The following is a 16,381-nucleotide window of genomic DNA, read 5'->3' as shown; positions in this document are numbered from 1 at the left end:
TGACCACCCCTCCCCACAAGGGGGAGGGAAGCCCGCGCTCTACCTGTCACTCGATCTCGGATCGGCTTATGCCGTCCTAAACGACACCTTTGACAGCTACTCCCGCCGCAGCGCCTCGATCGGGTCGAGCTTCGCCGCTCTTTGCGCCGGATAGAACCCGAAGAAGATGCCGACCAGCGCAGAGAAGCCGACGGCCATGAGGATGGCGTTGGTGGAGACCAGCGACGGCCAGCCGGCGAGCTGCGCCACGAGATAGGCGGCGCCTGCGCCGAGGCCGATCCCGAGCGCACCGCCGATGGTGGAGAGCGTTGTTGCCTCGATGAGAAACTGGCTGCGGATGTCGCGCGGGCGCGCGCCGACGGCGAGGCGCAGGCCGATCTCGCGGGTGCGCTCGGTGACCGAGACCAGCATGATGTTCATGATGCCGATGCCGCCCACCAGCAGCGATACGGCCGCGACGGCCGCAAGCAGCATGGACAGGGTATTGGCGGAGGCGGACGCCGTGTTGGCGATCTCCGTCAGGTTGCGGATGGAGAAATCGTCCTCCTGCTCGCCGGTGATCCGGTGGCGCTGGCGCAGGAGCTGCGTCATGCTCTCGATGCCGGGCTCGATGTCCTCCTCGTTGGCGAACTTCACGAAGATCGAGCCGACGGAGCCGTCCTTGGCATAGTTGCGGCCGATCACGCGGCGGCGCCCGGCATCGAGCGGCACGAAGATCACGTCGTCCTGGTCCTGCCCGAAGGCGGATTGGCCTTTGGGCGCCATCACGCCGATGACCCGGAACGGCACGTTGCGCACGCGCACCACTTGATCGAGAGGGTCGGCCTCGCCGAAGAGATTGCGGGCAACCGTTTGGCCTAGGATGATCACGATGTCGCCGCGGCGCACTTCCTCCGGATCGAAGGTGCGTCCGTCAGCGACATCCCATTCACGGGCGGAAAACCAGTCGAGATCGACGCCGTAGATGCGCGTGCCCCAGTTGCTGCCGCCGGCCACGACCTGGGCTCCGCCCTGCACGAAGGGCGCTGCCGCCACCACGCCGTCGACCTCGCGCCGGATGGCCTGCGCATCCTCGTCCGTGAGGGAGGAGGCGGCGCCTGCGCCGAGCCGAGCGCCGCCCTGCGTGACGTTGCCCGGCGTGACGATGGCAAGGTTCGCGCCCAGCGAGCGGATTTGGCTGTCGACGAGATTGCGCGCCCCTGAGCCGATGGCCACCATGGCGATCACGGCGGCCACCCCGATGACGATGCCCAGCATGGTGAGAAGGCTGCGCAGGGCATTGGCCATGATGGCGGAGAGCGCGGAGCGGATGGCCTCGACCAGTCTCATTCGGCGGCCTCCGGCGCGAGATCCCGCGCGTCGACCGGCGTCTGGCGCCGATCCTCGATCACGCGACCATCCCGAAACCGGACAAGCCGATGGGCATGGCGGCCCACCTCGGCGTCATGGGTCACGAGCACGATGGTGACGCCTTCCCGGTTGAGCTCCTGGAACAGGCTCAGGATCTCGTTTGCCGTGTGGCTGTCGAGCGCGCCGGTCGGCTCGTCGGCAAGGAGCAGGCTCGGGCTGTTGACCAGCGCCCGCGCAATCGCCACGCGCTGCTGCTGGCCGCCGGACAATTGCATCGGGCGGTGATGTGCCCGCTCGGCGAGGCCCACGCGGCTCAAGGAGCGCAAGGCCTGCTCGCGGCGCGTCTTGCGGTCGAAGCCCGCATAGACCATGGGCAGTTCCACGTTGCTCAGGGCATCGACCCGGGGGAGCAGGTTGAACTGCTGGAAGACGAAGCCGATCTCGCGGTTGCGCAGGCGCGCGAGCCCGTCCGCATCAAGGCTTTCGACCGCCGCGCCGGCGAGCCGATATTCGCCGCTGCTGGGCCTGTCGAGGCAGCCGATGAGATTCATGAAGGTGGACTTGCCCGAGCCGGAGGGTCCCATCACGGCGACGAAATCACCCTGGTCGATAGCGAGCGACACGCCGTCGAGCGCCACGACGCGGCCGGCGTCGAGATCGTAGACCCGCCTCAGATCGCGTGTTTCGATGAGGGCCACGGCGCGGCTCCCCCTAGAACATCCGCGGCGGGCGCGGGCGACGAGTGCCGGGCGCTCCTGCCGCGTCTTCCGTCGCGCCTGCACGCGAGGCGCCGACGATCACCGCAGCGCCCTCCTGAACCTGCCCGCGAACGATCTCCGTATAGGCTCCGTCCGTCACCCCTAGGCGGACCGGCACGGGCTGCGGACTGCCGTCGGGGCCAGGTCGATAAATGCGTGCACCGGTTCCTTCCTCGACGCTCGCCCGGTCCGCCTGGCTGCGCTGCCGCCGCCTGGAAGGCTCGCCCTCCGGTGCGGCGGTTCCGTCCCCGCCCCCGGCCACGGCAATCGCCGGCCGGAACCGCAGGGCTGCGTTGGGGATGCGCAGCACGTCCTCGCGCTCGTCGGTGACGATCTGGAGGTTGGCCGTCATGCCGGGCAGGAGCGATTGATCCCGGTTCCTGACCCCGATGACGGCCGTGTAGGTGACCACGTTCTGCACCGTCTGCGCGGAAAGGCGCACCATGCGCACGCTGCCCTCGAAGGTGCGGTTGGGATAGGCGTTGACGGTGAAGCTTACCTTTTGGCCTTCCTTCAGGCGGCCGACATCCGCCTCGTCGATATTGGCGTAGATGTCGATCTGGCTCAGGTCCTGGGCGATGGTGAAGAGAGTTGGGGCCGAAAGCGAAGCGGCAACGGTCTGGCCGAGTTCAACCTCACGCTTGATGACGACGCCGTCCACAGGAGACTTCACCTCGGTGCGGGCCAGGTCGATCTCGATGTCGCGCAGCTTGGCCTGGCGCTGCAGGATGATGGCCTCAGCGGATTTGACGCCGGCCTCCGCCAGGGCGAGGTCGGCCTTGAGGCCCTCCAGCTCCGCGCGGTTCGAGGCGATCTGCGCCTGCGCCGAGGCGAGGTTCGCGGTCTGGATCTGCACCTGCGTTCTGGCCTGCTCAAGGGCCGTCTGGGTTCCCACGGCGCGGGCGGTCAGCTCCGTCTGCCGCTCGAAATTGCGCTGCGCCTCGTCAAGCTGCGCCTGCGTCCGGTTGCGCTGCGCCACCAGATCGTCGGCCTGTGCCTCTGAGCGCTGCAGGGCCGAGCGCGCCTTGTCGATCTGGGCCCGCTTGGTGTCGAGGTCTGCCCTGGCCTGGGCAAGGTCCGCGAGCGCCGCGTCCCGGCGCGACTTGATCTGCTCGGAATAGATGCGGGCCACCACCTGGCCCTGCGTCACGGGCGTGTTGTAGTCCGCCAGGATCTCGACCACCTGGCCGGAGAGCTGTGAGCCCACCAGAACCGTGGTCACCGGATTGAGGGTTCCGGTCGCCCGTACGCTCGCCGTGATGGAGCCGCGATCCACCGTGCCGAGGCGATAGGCCTGATCCGACGCATTGCTGCCTGTAGGCTTCCACAGGACGTAGCCGGCGACCCCGGCCACGAGCAGGATACCGATCAACCACAACCAAGCGCGACGCAACGAACAGCCCTCTTCCAGACAAGCCTGTCTATGAGCGTCGATTGTGGCCTATTTGCCGGAGTGTTTCGAGTTAACTCTTTGTCATGCGGCGGTTGTTGGCCGTGCGGCGATCAGGTTGCGCAGAGTCATGATCGTGGAGGCATCCGCCACCCCGTCGACGCGCTCGGGCCTGAAATGGCGCTGGAACGCGGCGACCACCTTTTCCGTATCCTCGTCGAAGGTGCCGCTGATCTTCACGCCGTAGCCGTACATGGCGAGCATCGCCTGGAGCGCCTCGATGGGCATGCCCTGGTCGCCCCGGGAGAAGAAGCGCCCGTCGCTGGTGACCGCAGGCGAAACCCAGTGGCCGACGCCCGCCTGGTGCAGCTTGTGCCAGGGAAAGAGCTCGCCCGGATCGACCTTGCGGCCGGGCGCCACGTCCGAATGGCCGAGCACGCGGGTCGCCGGGATGCGCCAGCGGGCGACGATGTCCCTGGCCAGCGCCGCAACGCTCTCGATCTGTTCGTCCGGAAAGGGCGGCAGGCCTCCCGGATGGCCGGGATTGGCGATCTCAATGCCGATGGAGCAGGAGTTGATATCGGACTCCCCCTCCCAGAACGACATGCCCGCATGCCAGGCCCGCCGGGACTCCGGCACGAGCTGGAGAACGCGCCCGTCGCCGAACACGAAGTAGTGGGCCGACACCTGGGAGATCGGGTTGCAGAGCCACTGGAGCGCTTCGCCCTCGTTGGGCATGCCGGTGTAGTGAAGGACGAGCATGCTCGGGCGCTGGCCGTCCTTTCGCTCCCCATGATTGGGCGACGGAAACACCTTGGCGGCAACCGGGCTTTCAGGGGACAGGGCGCTCATGCGGCTACCTGATGCCCCTCTCGGTTGCGATCTGTTCCCACGCCGCATTGATGGCCGCGAGACGCTCGGTCGCGATCTTGACCGCCTCGGGCGGCAGGCCGCGGGCGATTTCCCGGTCGGGGTGGTTCTCGGCCACGAGCTTGCGGTAATGCCGTTTCAGCTCGTCGTCGCTCATCCCGCGCTCGGCCTTGATGATGAGATAGGGGTCGTCGGCGCGTTGCACATGGCGGGCGGCGATGCGCTCGAAATCCATGTCAGAGAAGGCGAAGATCGCCGCCACTTCCTTGAGGTAGGCATACTCGGCCTCATGGATCGCCGCGTCGGCCTTGGCGATGTGAAACAGGCCGTCGAGCACATCCTCCAGGAGCGCAGGCTCCTCCTTGAACTCCTCGGCGAGCTGCCCGGCGTAGGACTCGAAGCCGTCGGAGGTCTGCATGGCGAGCCTGAACAGGCGCTCGACCCGATCGTGCTCGGTGTCCGGAACCTCGACGATCCGTTCGAACGCCTCGATCTCGATATCGACGACGACGCCGTCGGCCTTCGCCATCTTGGCCGCCAGGGCCACGAGGCCCATCGTGAAAACGATGTCGCGCGGCGGCTTTCCGAAAAGAGAGCCCTCCCGATCGACGAGCATGTGGCCTGCGACGCCGCCCAGGAGAGCCCCAATCGGCCCCCCCAGCGCCAACCCTAAGCCGGCACCGCCCAGCTTTCCCCAAATCGACTGAATCATCTTGGATACAGTGGTAAGCCCAAGTGAGGGCAAAAGAAAAGATGAGGGCAAAAGAAAAGGGGCCGAGATCGCCTCGGCCCCCGATATTCGATCCTGGATGCGTGATTAGCGGCAGTACACGTTGCCGTACACGTCCTGGTACGTGCCATAGGGGCATGCCGGGCCGCGCGGAGTCGTGCTGGCTCCGACGATCGCGCCGCCAGCACCACCGATTGCCGCGCCGGCAAGAGCGCCGCCTGCAGTGCCGGTGGCAGCGCCGCCGATTGCCGCACCAGCCAGACCGCCGATAGCAGCGCCGCCGACGGCACGCTCGCCAGGAGTGTTGCACGCTGCCATCGAGAGGGTGAGAGCACCGGCGGCAATTGCTGTCATGATCTTTTTCATGGAGGCTTCCCTGTTATCTAGCGGGCTGTAGGCTACCCAGCCCTACTTAGCTTGACCTTACGCTGTCGCCAACTCCCGGCAACAGAAAGAGTTCCTTGCAGCGCCCATAAGCTGCCGAAATTCTTGTGGTTTCCCACAGGCTAAAACGGGCCGGGCCAGCCCGTATTTGCCAGTTTCCATGGTCAAGCTTGAACATCTCCTGAACATAGTTTTGGCATGATGTGCCACATCTTCGCCTTATTTGCCCCTCACCGACCACACCCTCACGATCAATGCCGTCCGGAGTTTGGGTATGACTTGGCAACATTTCCTCAGAACCTTGGCCATTGCGACTCTCGGTGCGGCCGCGTTGGCCGTTGCATCGCAGGCCAGGGCCGAGGGAGGAAATGGAGGCGCCGTCATCTCGCCGGACCAGGCTGAGGAATTCCTGAAGGCAGCGGCCGAGGCCGAGAGGGCTTTCGCCGAGGAGGAGACGGTCGAGGCTCCCGAGCCCAAGGCCTCCGCGAAGACAGCCAAGGGAGCGGACAAGAAAAAGGCGAAGGAGGCTGTCGCCGAAGCCGGCAAGCCCCGGGAGACCGAGGAGAGCAGGGTGCGGGAAGCCGCGGCCGAGCCGGAAGACGAAACAACCGAAGACCAGAGTGCCGCTCTGTCCCTGCCTCAGGTCGAGACCAAGACAAAGGCCCGGTTGTCCGATGCGGTGCGCGCCAGCGCCCTCAAGCCGCTGATCGTGCGCTATGCCTCCGAGAACGATCTGCCCTATGAACTCGCCGACGCGGTCGTTCGTCTCGAGAGCCGCTACAATGCCGGCGCTCGCAACGGTCCGAACATGGGCCTGACGCAAATCAACTTCCGCACGGCCCAGTCCCTGGGGTACCAGGGGGCGGCAGCCGGGCTTCTCGATGCGGAGACCAATCTCCGTTACGGGCTCAAATATCTGGCCAAGGCCTACCAGCTCGCCGGCGGCGACACCTGCGGCACCATCCTGCGCTATCAGTTCGGCCACCGCACCCAGACTATGACGGGCGCATCGCGGGCCTATTGCGCCAAGGTGAAGGTGATCACGGCGGCGGCCGAATAATCGGTCCTTGACGGACCGCCTCTTTTGGCACCACATCCCCTCCGTCAGCTGGCCGGGCGGCCGCTTCGAGCTCAGCTCGGGGAGGAAAGTCCGGGCTCCATGGAAGCACGGTGCCGGATAACGTCCGGCGGGGGCAACCCTAGGGAAAGTGCCACAGAAAGCAAACCGCCCCGCAAAGGTTCTCGGATCTTCGGGGTCAGGGTGAAAGGGTGCGGTAAGAGCGCACCGCGGACGCAGCAATGCGGACGGCATGGTAAACCCCACCAGGAGCAAAACCAAATAGGGACGACAGGCGTTCGCGCCAGGCCCGCTTCCAGGCTGGTCGTCCGGGTTGGTTGCTCGAGGCGGTCAGCAATGACCGTCCCAGAGGAATGGTCGCCACGTCCAAGGTCTTAGACTTTGGGCCCTACAGAACCCGGCTTACAGGCCGGCTGACCCCATCTTTCCACAGGCCCGAAATTTGCGAAAAGCGGAGCAAACCTTTGCTCCGCTTACGATTCATTAACCGTAAATGCGTCTCATGTGGAACGCATGCCAAGAGGCGTGCAGTCCATCCTCGTTCCGTTGACGCCCATATTATCCCATGTTATCCCAAATCATCCCGTCGACGGTGTCTTCCGAAGGGGGCGTCAAGCACTCAAGAAATGCTGGCGTTCGGCTTCAGAAAGTAGCGTCTCAACCGACAACGGGTGGCGGATCGTCAAGATCTGCCGGGGGGCTGACAATCGGGAGCTTGCGAGCTGCGGCCAATGAACCGCTTCGTGTCCAATTTCACCAACAAGTTGGATTCGAAGGGTCGCGTCTCGATCCCCGCATCCTTCCGGGCCGTGTTGGCCAGGGATGGATTCGAGGGTCTCTACGTACATCCGGCGCTCGACGCGCAGGCTCTGGACGCAGGCGGCAATGTGCTTCTGAACGAGATCGATGCGTTCTTGTCGACGCTGTCGCCCTATTCGGACGAACGGGATCAGCTGTCGACGGCGTTGTTCGGAACCAGCGAGATTCTCAAGGTCGATCCGGAGGGGCGTGTCATCCTGACGGATACAGTGAAAGTGCATGCCGGGATCGGCGATACGGTGACGTTCGTCGGGCTCGGTCACAAGTTCCAGATTTGGGAGCCCGAGCGCTTCCGTGCGCACTTGGAGGAGGCGCGCACGAAGGTCCGAGACCTGAAGAAAGCTTTGGGAACCCGAATGATGGAGCCACGTACAGTGCAGAACACCTCACCAGGAGTGCGGGAACGATGATGGGACGCGGCGACGGCCCAGGAGCCGGAGCCGCTGGCGGACCGACCCGTCACGTTCCTGTTCTCCTGGCGGAGGTCTGCACGGCGCTCGATGTCAAGCGCGGCGGAACGTTCATAGACGGTACGTTCGGCGCCGGCGGCTACACGCGCGCCATTCTCGACGGCCATCCGCAAAACAGGGTGATCGCCATCGACCGCGATCCCGATGCGATCGCGGGCGGGGCCTCTCTTGCGGCGAAGTTCAAGAAGCGCCTGATGCTCGTGCCCGGCCGCTTCGGCGATCTCGACGAACTCGCGCGCTCGCAGGGCTTCGAGAGCGTCGACGGCGTGGTGCTCGACATCGGCGTGTCGTCCATGCAGCTCGATCAGGCCGAGCGCGGCTTCTCGTTCCGCAACGACGGCCCCCTCGACATGCGCATGGAGCAGGACGGTCCGAGCGCTGCCGATCTCGTCAACGAATCCTCCGAGGCCGAACTCGCGGACATCTTCTACCATTATGGCGAGGAGCGCCGCGCCCGCGCGGTCGCCCGCGCCATCATCGAGATGCGCCGTCGTCAGCCCTTCGAGACCACGCGGCAGCTTGCCGATCTGGTGGCCTCGCTGATCCGCCAGGAGCCCGGCGGCATCCATCCGGCAACCCGCGTGTTTCAAGGCCTCCGCATCGCCGTCAACGACGAGCTGGGCGAACTGGTGCGCGCGCTGCATGCGGCCGAGCGCATTCTCAAGCCCGGCGGCCGCCTCGTGGTCGTGACGTTCCATTCGCTCGAAGATCGCATCGTGAAGCAGTTCTTCGCAGCCCGCACCGGGCGCGCGGCCACCGGCTCGCGCCATCTGCCGACGGCCGCCGCTCCGGAAACCACCTTCGACGCGATGACCAGGGGACCTGTCGGTCCGAGCGAGCAGGAAATGGCGCGCAACCCCCGGGCCCGCTCGGCGAAGCTGCGGGCCGGCGCCCGCACCGAGACGCCGCCGCAGGAGCCCTTGAGCGCCATCACCATGCTGGCCGAACTGCCGCAGACAGCTGAAAAACGGGGAGGGCGCCGGTGATCCGACTGCTCCACATCATCGCCATTTCGGTGCTCATCGCGTCGGCGGGCTATGCCTACTCGATCAAGTACGACACGCTCTTCTACGCCGAGCAGGTGGCAAAGCTCAAATCCCAGGTGCAGCGCGAGCGCGAGGCCATCGCGGTCTTGCAGGCGGAGTGGCAGTATCTCGACCGCCCTGACCGTCTTCAAGAAGCCGCCGACAAGCATCTCGATCTTCATGCCTTGAAGATCCAGCAGCTCGCCCGTTTGTCCGACCTGCCGAACCGTCCCTCCCGCGAGGACGAAATCGGCCGCAAGCTCGAAGCCCTCGGTCTCCTCGGGCCCACCGCGACTCCGAAGGATAAGACGTCCGACGTTCGCACCCCGACGACCCAAACCCCGAAACGGTGAGCCTCGTGTTGCAAGAGACCAGAACCGCATTGCAGGGCAAGAGCCTCCCTTCGAAACGCAGCATCCTCGGGCATGCCCGCGAGCTGTTTCGCCTGCGCGTCGACAAGAGCACGTCGCGGGTGGGCCTCGCCGCCGTCTGCTTCGTCGGCCTCTTCAGCGTGATCGGCGGGCGCCTCGTTCACCTGGCCCTCACCAGCGAGAACACGAGCGAGGTGCGCCGCGCGGCCTCGTCCGAAATCTCCGCCGCGCGTCCCGACATCATCGACCGCAACGGCGATGTGCTGGCCACCGACGTGAAGATGGTGTCGGTGTTCGCGGAGCCGCGCAACATCATCGACAAGGACGAGGCGGTCGAGCTCCTGACGGCGGTGCTGCCCGATCTCGACGCCACCGATCTGCGCAACAAGCTCGGCACCAAGAAGGGCTTCGTGTGGGTGAAGCGCGAGATCACGCCGCGCCAGCAGGCGGAGGTGCATCGCCTCGGCATTCCGGGCGTCGGCTTCCTGCCCGAGAACAAGCGCGTCTACCCCAATGCCGAGGCGGCCGCCCACGTGCTCGGCTTCGCCAACGTGGACAATGTGGGCATCGCTGGCATCGAGAAATACATCGACAGCATGGGCCTGCAGGACCTGAACGGCGCAGGCTTCAACATCCAGGCCGCCGATCTGAAGCCCATTCAGCTCTCCCTCGACCTGCGGGTGCAGCACGCGTTGCGTGACGAGCTCCAGAAAGGCATGGCGAAGTTCAAGGCCAAGGCGACGGCCGGCGCGATCCTGGACGTGAACACGGGCGAGATCATCGCGCTGGTGTCTCTGCCGGACTACGATCCCAACAACCCCGTCGATGCGCTGGACAAGGACCGGATCAACCGCATCAATGTGGGCGTGTTCGAGATGGGCTCCACCTTCAAGGCCCTCACGGTCGCGATGGCGCTCGACTCCGGCAAGTACAACATCAACTCGACCTTCGACGCGAGGGCCGGCCTGCGTTACGGCCGCTTCACCATCGGCGATTACCATCCGACGCGCCGCGTTCTCACCACGCCGGAAGTGTTCGTGCACTCGTCCAATATCGGCACGGCCCGCATGGCGCTCGGCATTGGCGTGGAAGGCCACAAGGCGTTCCTGCGCAAGATGGGTCAGCTGTCCCGCCTCGAGACGGAATTGCCCGAATCTGCCTTGCCCATCATTCCGCCGCGCTGGGGTGAGCTGAACACGATCACCATCGCGTTCGGCCACGGCCTCGCCGTTGCGCCGCTTCAGGCTCTTTCGGCGGTTGGCGCCCTGGTGAACGGCGGCGTCATGATCAAGCCGACCTTCCTGAAGCGCACCGAGGCCGAGGCTCGCCAGAATGCCCTGCAGGTGCTCAAGCCCGAGACGAGTGAGGCCATGCGCTATATCATGCGCCTCAACGCGTCCACGCCGGAGGGTTCTGCAGGCTCCGCCTCCATCGCCGGCTTCTTCGTCGGCGGCAAGACCGGTACCGCCGAGAAGGTGATCAACGGCCGCTACGCCAAGAGCAAGAACTTCACCACCTTTACGGCGATCGTGCCGTCCGACAAGCCGAAATACGTGTTCCTGACCATCATGGACGAGCCGCAGGCGGTGGAGGGCACCTATGGCTTCTCGACGGCCGGCTGGAACGCAGGCCCTGTGACCGGCAACGTCATCGAACGCGTGGCCCCGCTGCTCGGCGTGCCGCCGCGCTTCGAGCCGCCGGCTCAGCCCTTCCCGCTCATGTCGCGCCTCGGCGCCTGGGGCAGCAATCGATGAACGCACGAACCATGCATCTCGGCGATCTTCTCGATCTCGCGGCAGGCGACGCCAAGGCGTCCCTTGCGGTTGCCAAGATCGCTTCCGACAGCCGCAAGGTGGAGCCCGGCACCCTGTTCTTCGCCGTGCCCGGCACCAAGGTGGACGGCATGAGCTTCGTGCCGCAAGCGGTGTCCGCAGGCGCTTCGGCCATCGTCGGAGAGGCCGAGCGTCCGTCGGATCTCCCGAGCAGCATCGCCTATGTCCAGGTGAAGGATGTGCGCCGCACGCTGGCCCTCGCGGCGGCCCGCTTCTATCCAAATCAGCCTGAGAGAACCGTCGCCGTCACGGGCACGAGCGGCAAGAGCTCGGTGGCCGATTTCACGCGCCAGCTTTTCGCCCATCTGGGATACAAGTCCGCGAGCGTGGGCACGCTCGGCATCATCACGTCTGATGGCGCGGCCTATGGCTCGCTCACCACGCCCGATCCGATCACCCTGCACGAGGGGTTCGACCGACTGGCGACTGACGGCGTGACGCGGCTCGCCATGGAGGCGTCATCGCACGGCATCGACCAGCGTCGTCTCGACGGGGTGCGGCTGCAGGCGGCAGGCTTCACCAATCTCGGCCGGGACCATCTCGATTACCACGCCACGACCGAGGCCTATGCGGCCGCGAAGCTTCGCCTGTTCGACACCCTGCTGCCGCAGGATGCGCCTGCGATCATCAATGCGGACGGCCCCTATGCCGACGTCTTCCTGCACGGCGTCCGCAACCGTGGGCTCAAGATCATCACCACCGGCAGCATGGGCGAGACGCTCCGTCTCGTCGAAGCCCGTGCGGACGGCTTTGCCCAGGCCCTGACCATCGAGGCTTTCGGGAAAACCTTCCGGACCACCCTGCCGCTGCTCGGCGCCTTCCAGGTCGAGAACGCCCTCGTCGCCGCCGGCCTCGTGCTGGCCGTTGAGGGCGAGGGCAGGGCGGCCGAGGTGTTCGAGGGCTTCGAGACGCTCAAAGGGGTGCGTGGCCGCCTGGAGCAGGTGGGCGAGGTGGATGGAGCCATCTGCATCGTCGACTATGCTCACAAGCCCGATGCGCTCGCCCATGTGCTCGATGCGGTGCGGCCCTTCGTGCAGGGAAAGCTGGTCTGCGTCGTCGGCTGCGGCGGCGACCGGGATCGCGGCAAGCGCCCGCTCATGGGGCGCATCGCCAACGACAAGGCGGATGTTGTCATCGTCACGGACGATAATCCTCGCTCGGAGGATCCGGCCGCCATTCGCGCAGAAGTCATGAAAGCCGCGCCCCGCGCCCGCGAGATCGGCGACCGCGCCGAGGCCATCCGCACGGCCGTGGGCGAGCTTCGCACGGGCGATATTCTGGTCGTGGCCGGCAAAGGCCATGAAACGGGCCAAATCATCGGCGACCGGACCCTGCCGTTCTCGGACCACGACGAAGTCCGGGCGGCCATTGCAGCGAGGCAGGGATGAACGCGCCCCTCTGGACATCGGACGAGATCGCAGCCGCCACCGGCGCCCGCATTGGCGCGGGCTTTGCCCAGGCCACCGGCGCTTCCATCGACACGCGCACCCTCGAGCCGGGCGATCTCTACTTCGCCATCAAGGGCGACGTGCATGACGGCCACGATTTCGTGTCGGCCGCCCTGGAGAAAGGCGCATCCGCCGCCGTCGTCTCCGAGGACAAGGCTCCAGCCTTCGGGGCTTCCGACCGGCTGATCGTGGTGCCGGACGTGCTCGAGGCCATGCGCCAGCTCGGCCGTGCCGCCCGCAGGCGCACGAGCGCCAAGATCGTCGCCATCACCGGCTCCGTCGGCAAGACCGGCACGAAGGAGGCCATGCGCCTCGCGCTCTCGCGCCAGGGCACGACTCATGCGTCCGTCGCCTCCTACAACAATCACTGGGGCGTTCCGCTCACGCTCTCGCGCATGCCGCGAGACACCGAGTTCGGCGTGTTCGAGATCGGCATGAACCATGCCCACGAGATCCTGCCGCTCACCGGCATGGTCCGCCCTCATGTGGCGGTGATCACCACGGTCGAGCCGGTTCATATCGAGTTCTTCCCGTCGCTCTGGGGCATCGCGGACGCCAAGGGCGAGATCTTCTCAGGGCTGGAGCCCGGCGGCACGGCGGTGATCAACCGCGACAACCCTTACTTCGAGCGCATGCGCGCCCACGCCTTCGCGTCCGCGGCAGGCCGCGTGGTCACCTTCGGCGAGCATGAGGCCGCGGATATTCGCGCTCGCCGCATCATCGTGAAGCCCGATCACTCCATCGTCGACGCCACGGTCTTCGGCCAACCCCTGACCTACAGGATCGGCACGGCGGGCCGGCACAACGCGCTCAACTCCTTGAGCGTGCTTGCCGCCTCCCATGCGCTCGGCGCGGATCTGGCCCTGGTGGCGCTCTCCTTCGCCGACATGAAGCCCCCAGTCGGGCGCGGCGAGCGCACCATGCTGTCCATCGGCGAGGCCGAGGCCCTGCTGATCGACGAGAGCTACAACGCCAACCCGGCCTCCATGCGCGCGGCGCTTGCCAATCTCGGCGCGGTCGAGCTCGGTCGCGGGGCGCGGCGCATTGCCGTGCTGGGCGACATGAAGGAATTGGGCGAGAAGGGTCCCGGCCTCCATCGGGAGCTGGCGGAGGCGGTCGAGGCCAACAGGATCGATCTCGTCTTCGCGGCCGGACCCCTGATGCGAAACCTCGTGGACGCCCTGCCGAAAGCCAAGGTCGCGGACCATGCGGAGACCTCCGCCGAGCTGGTCGATGCGGTGCTGGCGGCCCTGCGTCCCGGCGACGCGGTGACCGTGAAGGGCTCGCTCAGCATGAAGATGGCTTTGGTTGTCAAAGCCTTGAAAGAACGTTACGGCGCGAGCCCCACGGCCCACGCGCTGAAAGGATAGTCGATGTTAACCTGGTTGGCTGAGTTCAGCCCCTATTTCAGCCCCCTCAACATCTTCCGCTACATCACGTTCCGCACCGGCGGCGCGACGGCGACGGGGCTTCTCTTCGTGTTCCTGTTCGGGCCGTCGATCATCTCGCTCCTGCGCGTGCGCCAGGGCAAGGGGCAGCCGATCCGCGAGGACGGGCCGCAATCGCACCTCCTGACGAAGCGCGGCACGCCCACCATGGGCGGGTTGATGATCATGGCGGGCGTTCTGGTCTCGACCCTGCTCTGGGCAAATCTCGAGAACCACTATGTCTGGATCGTGCTGTTCGTCACCGTGGGCTTCGGCGCCATCGGCTTCTACGACGATTACCTGAAGGTCACCAAGCAGTCGCACAAAGGCTTCTCCGGCCGCTCGCGCCTTGCCATCGAGGCCCTGATCGCGATCGTTGCATGCCTTGCCATCTCGTTCATGGCGACGCCGGGGCTTGCCAACAAGCTGGCGCTGCCCTTCTCGAAGGAGCTGATCTTCAATCTGGGCTGGTTCTACATCGTGTTCGCCGCCTTCGTGATCGTCGGCGCGGGCAACGCGGTGAACATCACGGACGGTCTCGACGGCTTGGCCATCGTGCCGGTGATGATCGCGGCCGGCACCTTCGGCTTCATCGCCTATCTGGCCGGCAACGCGGTGTTCTCCAACTACCTGCAGATCCATTTCGTGCCCGGCACCGGCGAGCTCGCGGTGATTTGCGGTGCGCTCATCGGGGCCGGCATCGGATTCCTCTGGTTCAATGCGCCTCCGGCCCAGATCTTCATGGGAGATACCGGGTCTCTGGCCCTTGGCGGTCTTCTCGGCACGATTGCGGTCGCGGCCAAGCACGAGATCGTTCTGGCCATCGTGGGCGGCCTGTTCGTGCTGGAGATCATGTCAGTGATCATCCAGGTGGCCTCGTTCAAGCTCACCGGCAAGCGCGTGTTCAAGATGGCGCCGATCCACCACCATTTCGAGCAGCTGGGCTGGACCGAGCCGCAGGTGGTGATCCGGTTCTGGATCATTGCCGTGGTGCTGGCGCTCGTCGGCCTGTCGACCCTCAAGCTGCGGTGAACCCATGACGCCCGTCACCACCTTCTCCGGCAAAACGGTCGCCCTCTTCGGCCTCGGCGGCTCGGGGCTCGCGACGGCGCTTGCCCTGAAAGCGGGCGGAGCGCGGGTGATCGCCTGCGACGACAATCCGGCGAAGATGGCGGAGGCCAATGCCAAGGGCATCGAGACCGCAGACCTGCGCGAGGCCGACTGGTCCGAGGTCACGTCCTTCATTCTCTCGCCCGGCGTGCCGCTCACCCACCCCGAGCCGCACTGGTCGGCGAAGCTGGCTAGGCAAGCCGGCGTCGAGATCATCGGCGATATCGAGCTGTTCTGCCGCGAGCGGGCCAGCATCGCGCCCAACGCGCCCTTCGTGGCCATCACCGGCACCAACGGCAAGTCCACCACCACGGCCCTCGTCGCGCATATCCTGCGCGAGGCGGGCCGGGACGTGCAGATGGGCGGCAATATCGGCACCGCGATCCTCTCCCTGGAGCCGCCGACCGAGAGCCGTATCCATGTGGTCGAGTGCTCCTCGTTCCAGATCGATCTCGCACCCTCCCTCGCGCCCACCATCGGCGTCCATCTCAACCTCTCGCCCGATCACATCGACCGGCATGGGACGATGGAGAATTATGCGGCGATCAAGGAGCGGCTGGTGGCCGGAGCGGGCCTTGCCGTCATCGGCATCGATGACCCGATGAGTCGTGCGATTGCCGAAGCCTGCGAAGCCAAGGGCGTGAATGTCGCCCGCATTTCCGTCGAGCCGATCGGCCGGAAGGGCGTTTTTGCGGACGGGGAAACGCTTGTCGGCATAACAGGGTCCGACGCCGCTCCCGTGGCGAACCTGTCGGGCATCGGCTCGCTGCGTGGCGCTCACAATGCGCAAAACGCCGCCGCCGCCGTTGCGATCGCCCTGGCGCTGAATGTTTCCCCTGACGAGATCCGCTCGGGACTGCATACCTTCCCGGGCCTGCCGCACCGGATGGAAGAGGTCGGCCGCATCGGCGAGACGCTCTTCATCAACGACTCTAAGGCCACCAACGCGGATTCCACCGAGAAGGCCCTGAAGTCCTTCGACGATATTTTCTGGATCCTCGGCGGCAAGGCCAAGGAGGGCGGCATCGAGCCGCTGAAGTCCTACTTCCCGAAGATCCGCAAAGCCTATCTCATCGGCGCGGCCTCGGACGATTTTGCAAAGACGCTGGGCAGCGACGTTCCCCATGTCCATTGCGGCACCCTCGACAGAGCCGTGGAGCAGGCGGCGTCCGATGCTGCTGCCATGAACGGCGCATCGGTCGTGCTGCTGTCGCCGGCCTGCGCGTCCTACGATCAATTTTCGAATTACGAAGTGCGCGGAAACCATTTCCGCGATCTGGTTCGGGGCTTACCCGGCCTTGAAGCCAAGGGGGCTTGAA

The 16,381-nt window shown here is 65.8% G+C and carries 15 protein-coding genes and 1 other RNA gene; 10 read left to right on the top strand and 6 right to left on the bottom strand.

What is annotated here, in order from left to right:
- Nucleotides 1–96: 96 nt before the first annotated feature.
- From JKG68_RS04300 to JKG68_RS04275, 6 genes are all read right to left on the bottom strand, one after another.
- Nucleotides 97–1,329: an ABC transporter permease gene (locus JKG68_RS04300; protein ID WP_202056161.1), complete on the bottom strand. Its 1,233-nt coding sequence runs from the start codon at nt 1,327–1,329 to the stop codon at nt 97–99.
- The gene (locus tag JKG68_RS04295; protein ID WP_202056159.1) at nt 1,326–2,048 is read right to left on the bottom strand and encodes an ABC transporter ATP-binding protein; all 723 of its coding nucleotides are present in this window, start codon (nt 2,046–2,048) and stop codon (nt 1,326–1,328) included. Before JKG68_RS04295 ends, JKG68_RS04300 begins: the two co-directional genes overlap by 4 nt.
- 13 nt (nt 2,049–2,061) lie before the next feature.
- The gene (locus JKG68_RS04290; RefSeq protein WP_202056157.1) at nt 2,062–3,501 is read right to left on the bottom strand and encodes an efflux RND transporter periplasmic adaptor subunit; all 1,440 of its coding nucleotides are present in this window, start codon (nt 3,499–3,501) and stop codon (nt 2,062–2,064) included.
- Between the two features lie 81 nt (nt 3,502–3,582).
- On the bottom strand, nt 3,583–4,350 hold the full coding sequence (locus JKG68_RS04285) for an N-acetylmuramoyl-L-alanine amidase (RefSeq protein ID WP_202056155.1): 768 nt from the start codon (nt 4,348–4,350) through the stop codon (nt 3,583–3,585).
- Nucleotides 4,351–4,354: 4 nt separating this feature from the next.
- Complete coding sequence (locus JKG68_RS04280) at nt 4,355–5,080, bottom strand: TerB family tellurite resistance protein (protein WP_202056154.1); 726 nt, start codon at nt 5,078–5,080, stop codon at nt 4,355–4,357.
- 105 nt (nt 5,081–5,185) lie between these two features.
- A complete protein-coding gene (locus tag JKG68_RS04275) occupies nt 5,186–5,464 on the bottom strand; it encodes a YMGG-like glycine zipper-containing protein (protein ID WP_202056153.1) in 279 nt (92 codons plus the stop codon).
- A 292-nt stretch (nt 5,465–5,756) separates the two neighbouring features.
- Between JKG68_RS04275 and JKG68_RS04270 the strand changes: the two genes are divergently transcribed.
- The 10 genes from JKG68_RS04270 (at nt 5,757) to murD (ending at nt 16,380) form a co-directional block, all read left to right on the top strand.
- Nucleotides 5,757–6,542, top strand: coding sequence for a lytic transglycosylase domain-containing protein (locus JKG68_RS04270; protein WP_202056152.1), 786 nt, complete (start codon nt 5,757–5,759; stop codon nt 6,540–6,542).
- 44 nt (nt 6,543–6,586) lie between these two features.
- Nucleotides 6,587–6,981, top strand: an RNA gene (gene rnpB, locus JKG68_RS04265) — RNase P RNA component class A.
- Nucleotides 6,982–7,291: 310 nt separating this feature from the next.
- Nucleotides 7,292–7,789, top strand: coding sequence for a division/cell wall cluster transcriptional repressor MraZ (gene mraZ / locus JKG68_RS04260; protein ID WP_202056150.1), 498 nt, complete (start codon nt 7,292–7,294; stop codon nt 7,787–7,789).
- Nucleotides 7,786–8,835 (top strand): 16S rRNA (cytosine(1402)-N(4))-methyltransferase RsmH, encoded by a 1,050-nt coding sequence (rsmH, locus tag JKG68_RS04255; RefSeq protein ID WP_202056148.1) that lies wholly within the window; start codon nt 7,786–7,788, stop codon nt 8,833–8,835. Before mraZ ends, rsmH begins: the two co-directional genes overlap by 4 nt.
- On the top strand, nt 8,832–9,227 hold the full coding sequence (gene ftsL, locus JKG68_RS04250; RefSeq protein ID WP_202056145.1) for a cell division protein FtsL: 396 nt from the start codon (nt 8,832–8,834) through the stop codon (nt 9,225–9,227). Before rsmH ends, ftsL begins: the two co-directional genes overlap by 4 nt.
- Nucleotides 9,224–10,999: a peptidoglycan D,D-transpeptidase FtsI family protein gene (locus JKG68_RS04245; RefSeq protein ID WP_202056143.1), complete on the top strand. Its 1,776-nt coding sequence runs from the start codon at nt 9,224–9,226 to the stop codon at nt 10,997–10,999. Before ftsL ends, JKG68_RS04245 begins: the two co-directional genes overlap by 4 nt.
- Nucleotides 10,996–12,465 (top strand): UDP-N-acetylmuramoyl-L-alanyl-D-glutamate--2,6-diaminopimelate ligase, encoded by a 1,470-nt coding sequence (locus tag JKG68_RS04240; protein ID WP_202056138.1) that lies wholly within the window; start codon nt 10,996–10,998, stop codon nt 12,463–12,465. The genes JKG68_RS04245 and JKG68_RS04240 overlap by 4 nt, the downstream gene beginning before the upstream one ends.
- Nucleotides 12,462–13,895, top strand: coding sequence for a UDP-N-acetylmuramoylalanyl-D-glutamyl-2,6-diaminopimelate--D-alanyl-D-alanine ligase (locus JKG68_RS04235; protein WP_202056136.1), 1,434 nt, complete (start codon nt 12,462–12,464; stop codon nt 13,893–13,895). Before JKG68_RS04240 ends, JKG68_RS04235 begins: the two co-directional genes overlap by 4 nt.
- Nucleotides 13,896–13,898: 3 nt before the next feature.
- Nucleotides 13,899–14,984, top strand: a complete 1,086-nt coding sequence (mraY, locus tag JKG68_RS04230) for a phospho-N-acetylmuramoyl-pentapeptide-transferase (RefSeq protein ID WP_202056134.1) — start codon at nt 13,899–13,901, stop codon at nt 14,982–14,984.
- Between the two features lie 4 nt (nt 14,985–14,988).
- On the top strand, nt 14,989–16,380 hold the full coding sequence (murD, locus tag JKG68_RS04225) for a UDP-N-acetylmuramoyl-L-alanine--D-glutamate ligase (RefSeq protein WP_202056132.1): 1,392 nt from the start codon (nt 14,989–14,991) through the stop codon (nt 16,378–16,380).
- The last annotated feature ends 1 nt before the right edge of the window (nt 16,381 follow it).

The sequence above is a fragment of the Microvirga aerilata genome (genome assembly GCF_016743775.1).
In the GTDB taxonomy this organism is placed as follows: Bacteria; Pseudomonadota; Alphaproteobacteria; order Rhizobiales; family Beijerinckiaceae; genus Microvirga; species Microvirga aerilata.
Note: the sequence above shows the minus strand (reverse complement) of the source record. Positions and strands in the feature narration are given on the sequence as shown.

What these genes read in the sequence shown, in the direction of transcription:
- JKG68_RS04300 (WP_202056161.1), bottom strand. Translation starts at nt 1,329, where the DNA reads ATGAGACTGGTCGAGGCCATCCGCTCCGCGCTCTCCGCCATCATGGCC.
- JKG68_RS04285 (WP_202056155.1), bottom strand. Translation starts at nt 4,350, where the DNA reads ATGAGCGCCCTGTCCCCTGAAAGCCCGGTTGCCGCCAAGGTGTTTCCG.
- JKG68_RS04280 (WP_202056154.1), bottom strand. Translation starts at nt 5,080, where the DNA reads ATGATTCAGTCGATTTGGGGAAAGCTGGGCGGTGCCGGCTTAGGGTTG.
- JKG68_RS04275 (WP_202056153.1), bottom strand. Translation starts at nt 5,464, where the DNA reads ATGAAAAAGATCATGACAGCAATTGCCGCCGGTGCTCTCACCCTCTCG.
- JKG68_RS04270 (WP_202056152.1), top strand. Translation starts at nt 5,757, where the DNA reads ATGACTTGGCAACATTTCCTCAGAACCTTGGCCATTGCGACTCTCGGT.
- mraZ (WP_202056150.1), top strand. Translation starts at nt 7,292, where the DNA reads ATGAACCGCTTCGTGTCCAATTTCACCAACAAGTTGGATTCGAAGGGT.
- rsmH (WP_202056148.1), top strand. Translation starts at nt 7,786, where the DNA reads ATGATGGGACGCGGCGACGGCCCAGGAGCCGGAGCCGCTGGCGGACCG.
- JKG68_RS04240 (WP_202056138.1), top strand. Translation starts at nt 10,996, where the DNA reads ATGAACGCACGAACCATGCATCTCGGCGATCTTCTCGATCTCGCGGCA.
- JKG68_RS04235 (WP_202056136.1), top strand. Translation starts at nt 12,462, where the DNA reads ATGAACGCGCCCCTCTGGACATCGGACGAGATCGCAGCCGCCACCGGC.
- mraY (WP_202056134.1), top strand. Translation starts at nt 13,899, where the DNA reads ATGTTAACCTGGTTGGCTGAGTTCAGCCCCTATTTCAGCCCCCTCAAC.
- murD (WP_202056132.1), top strand. Translation starts at nt 14,989, where the DNA reads ATGACGCCCGTCACCACCTTCTCCGGCAAAACGGTCGCCCTCTTCGGC.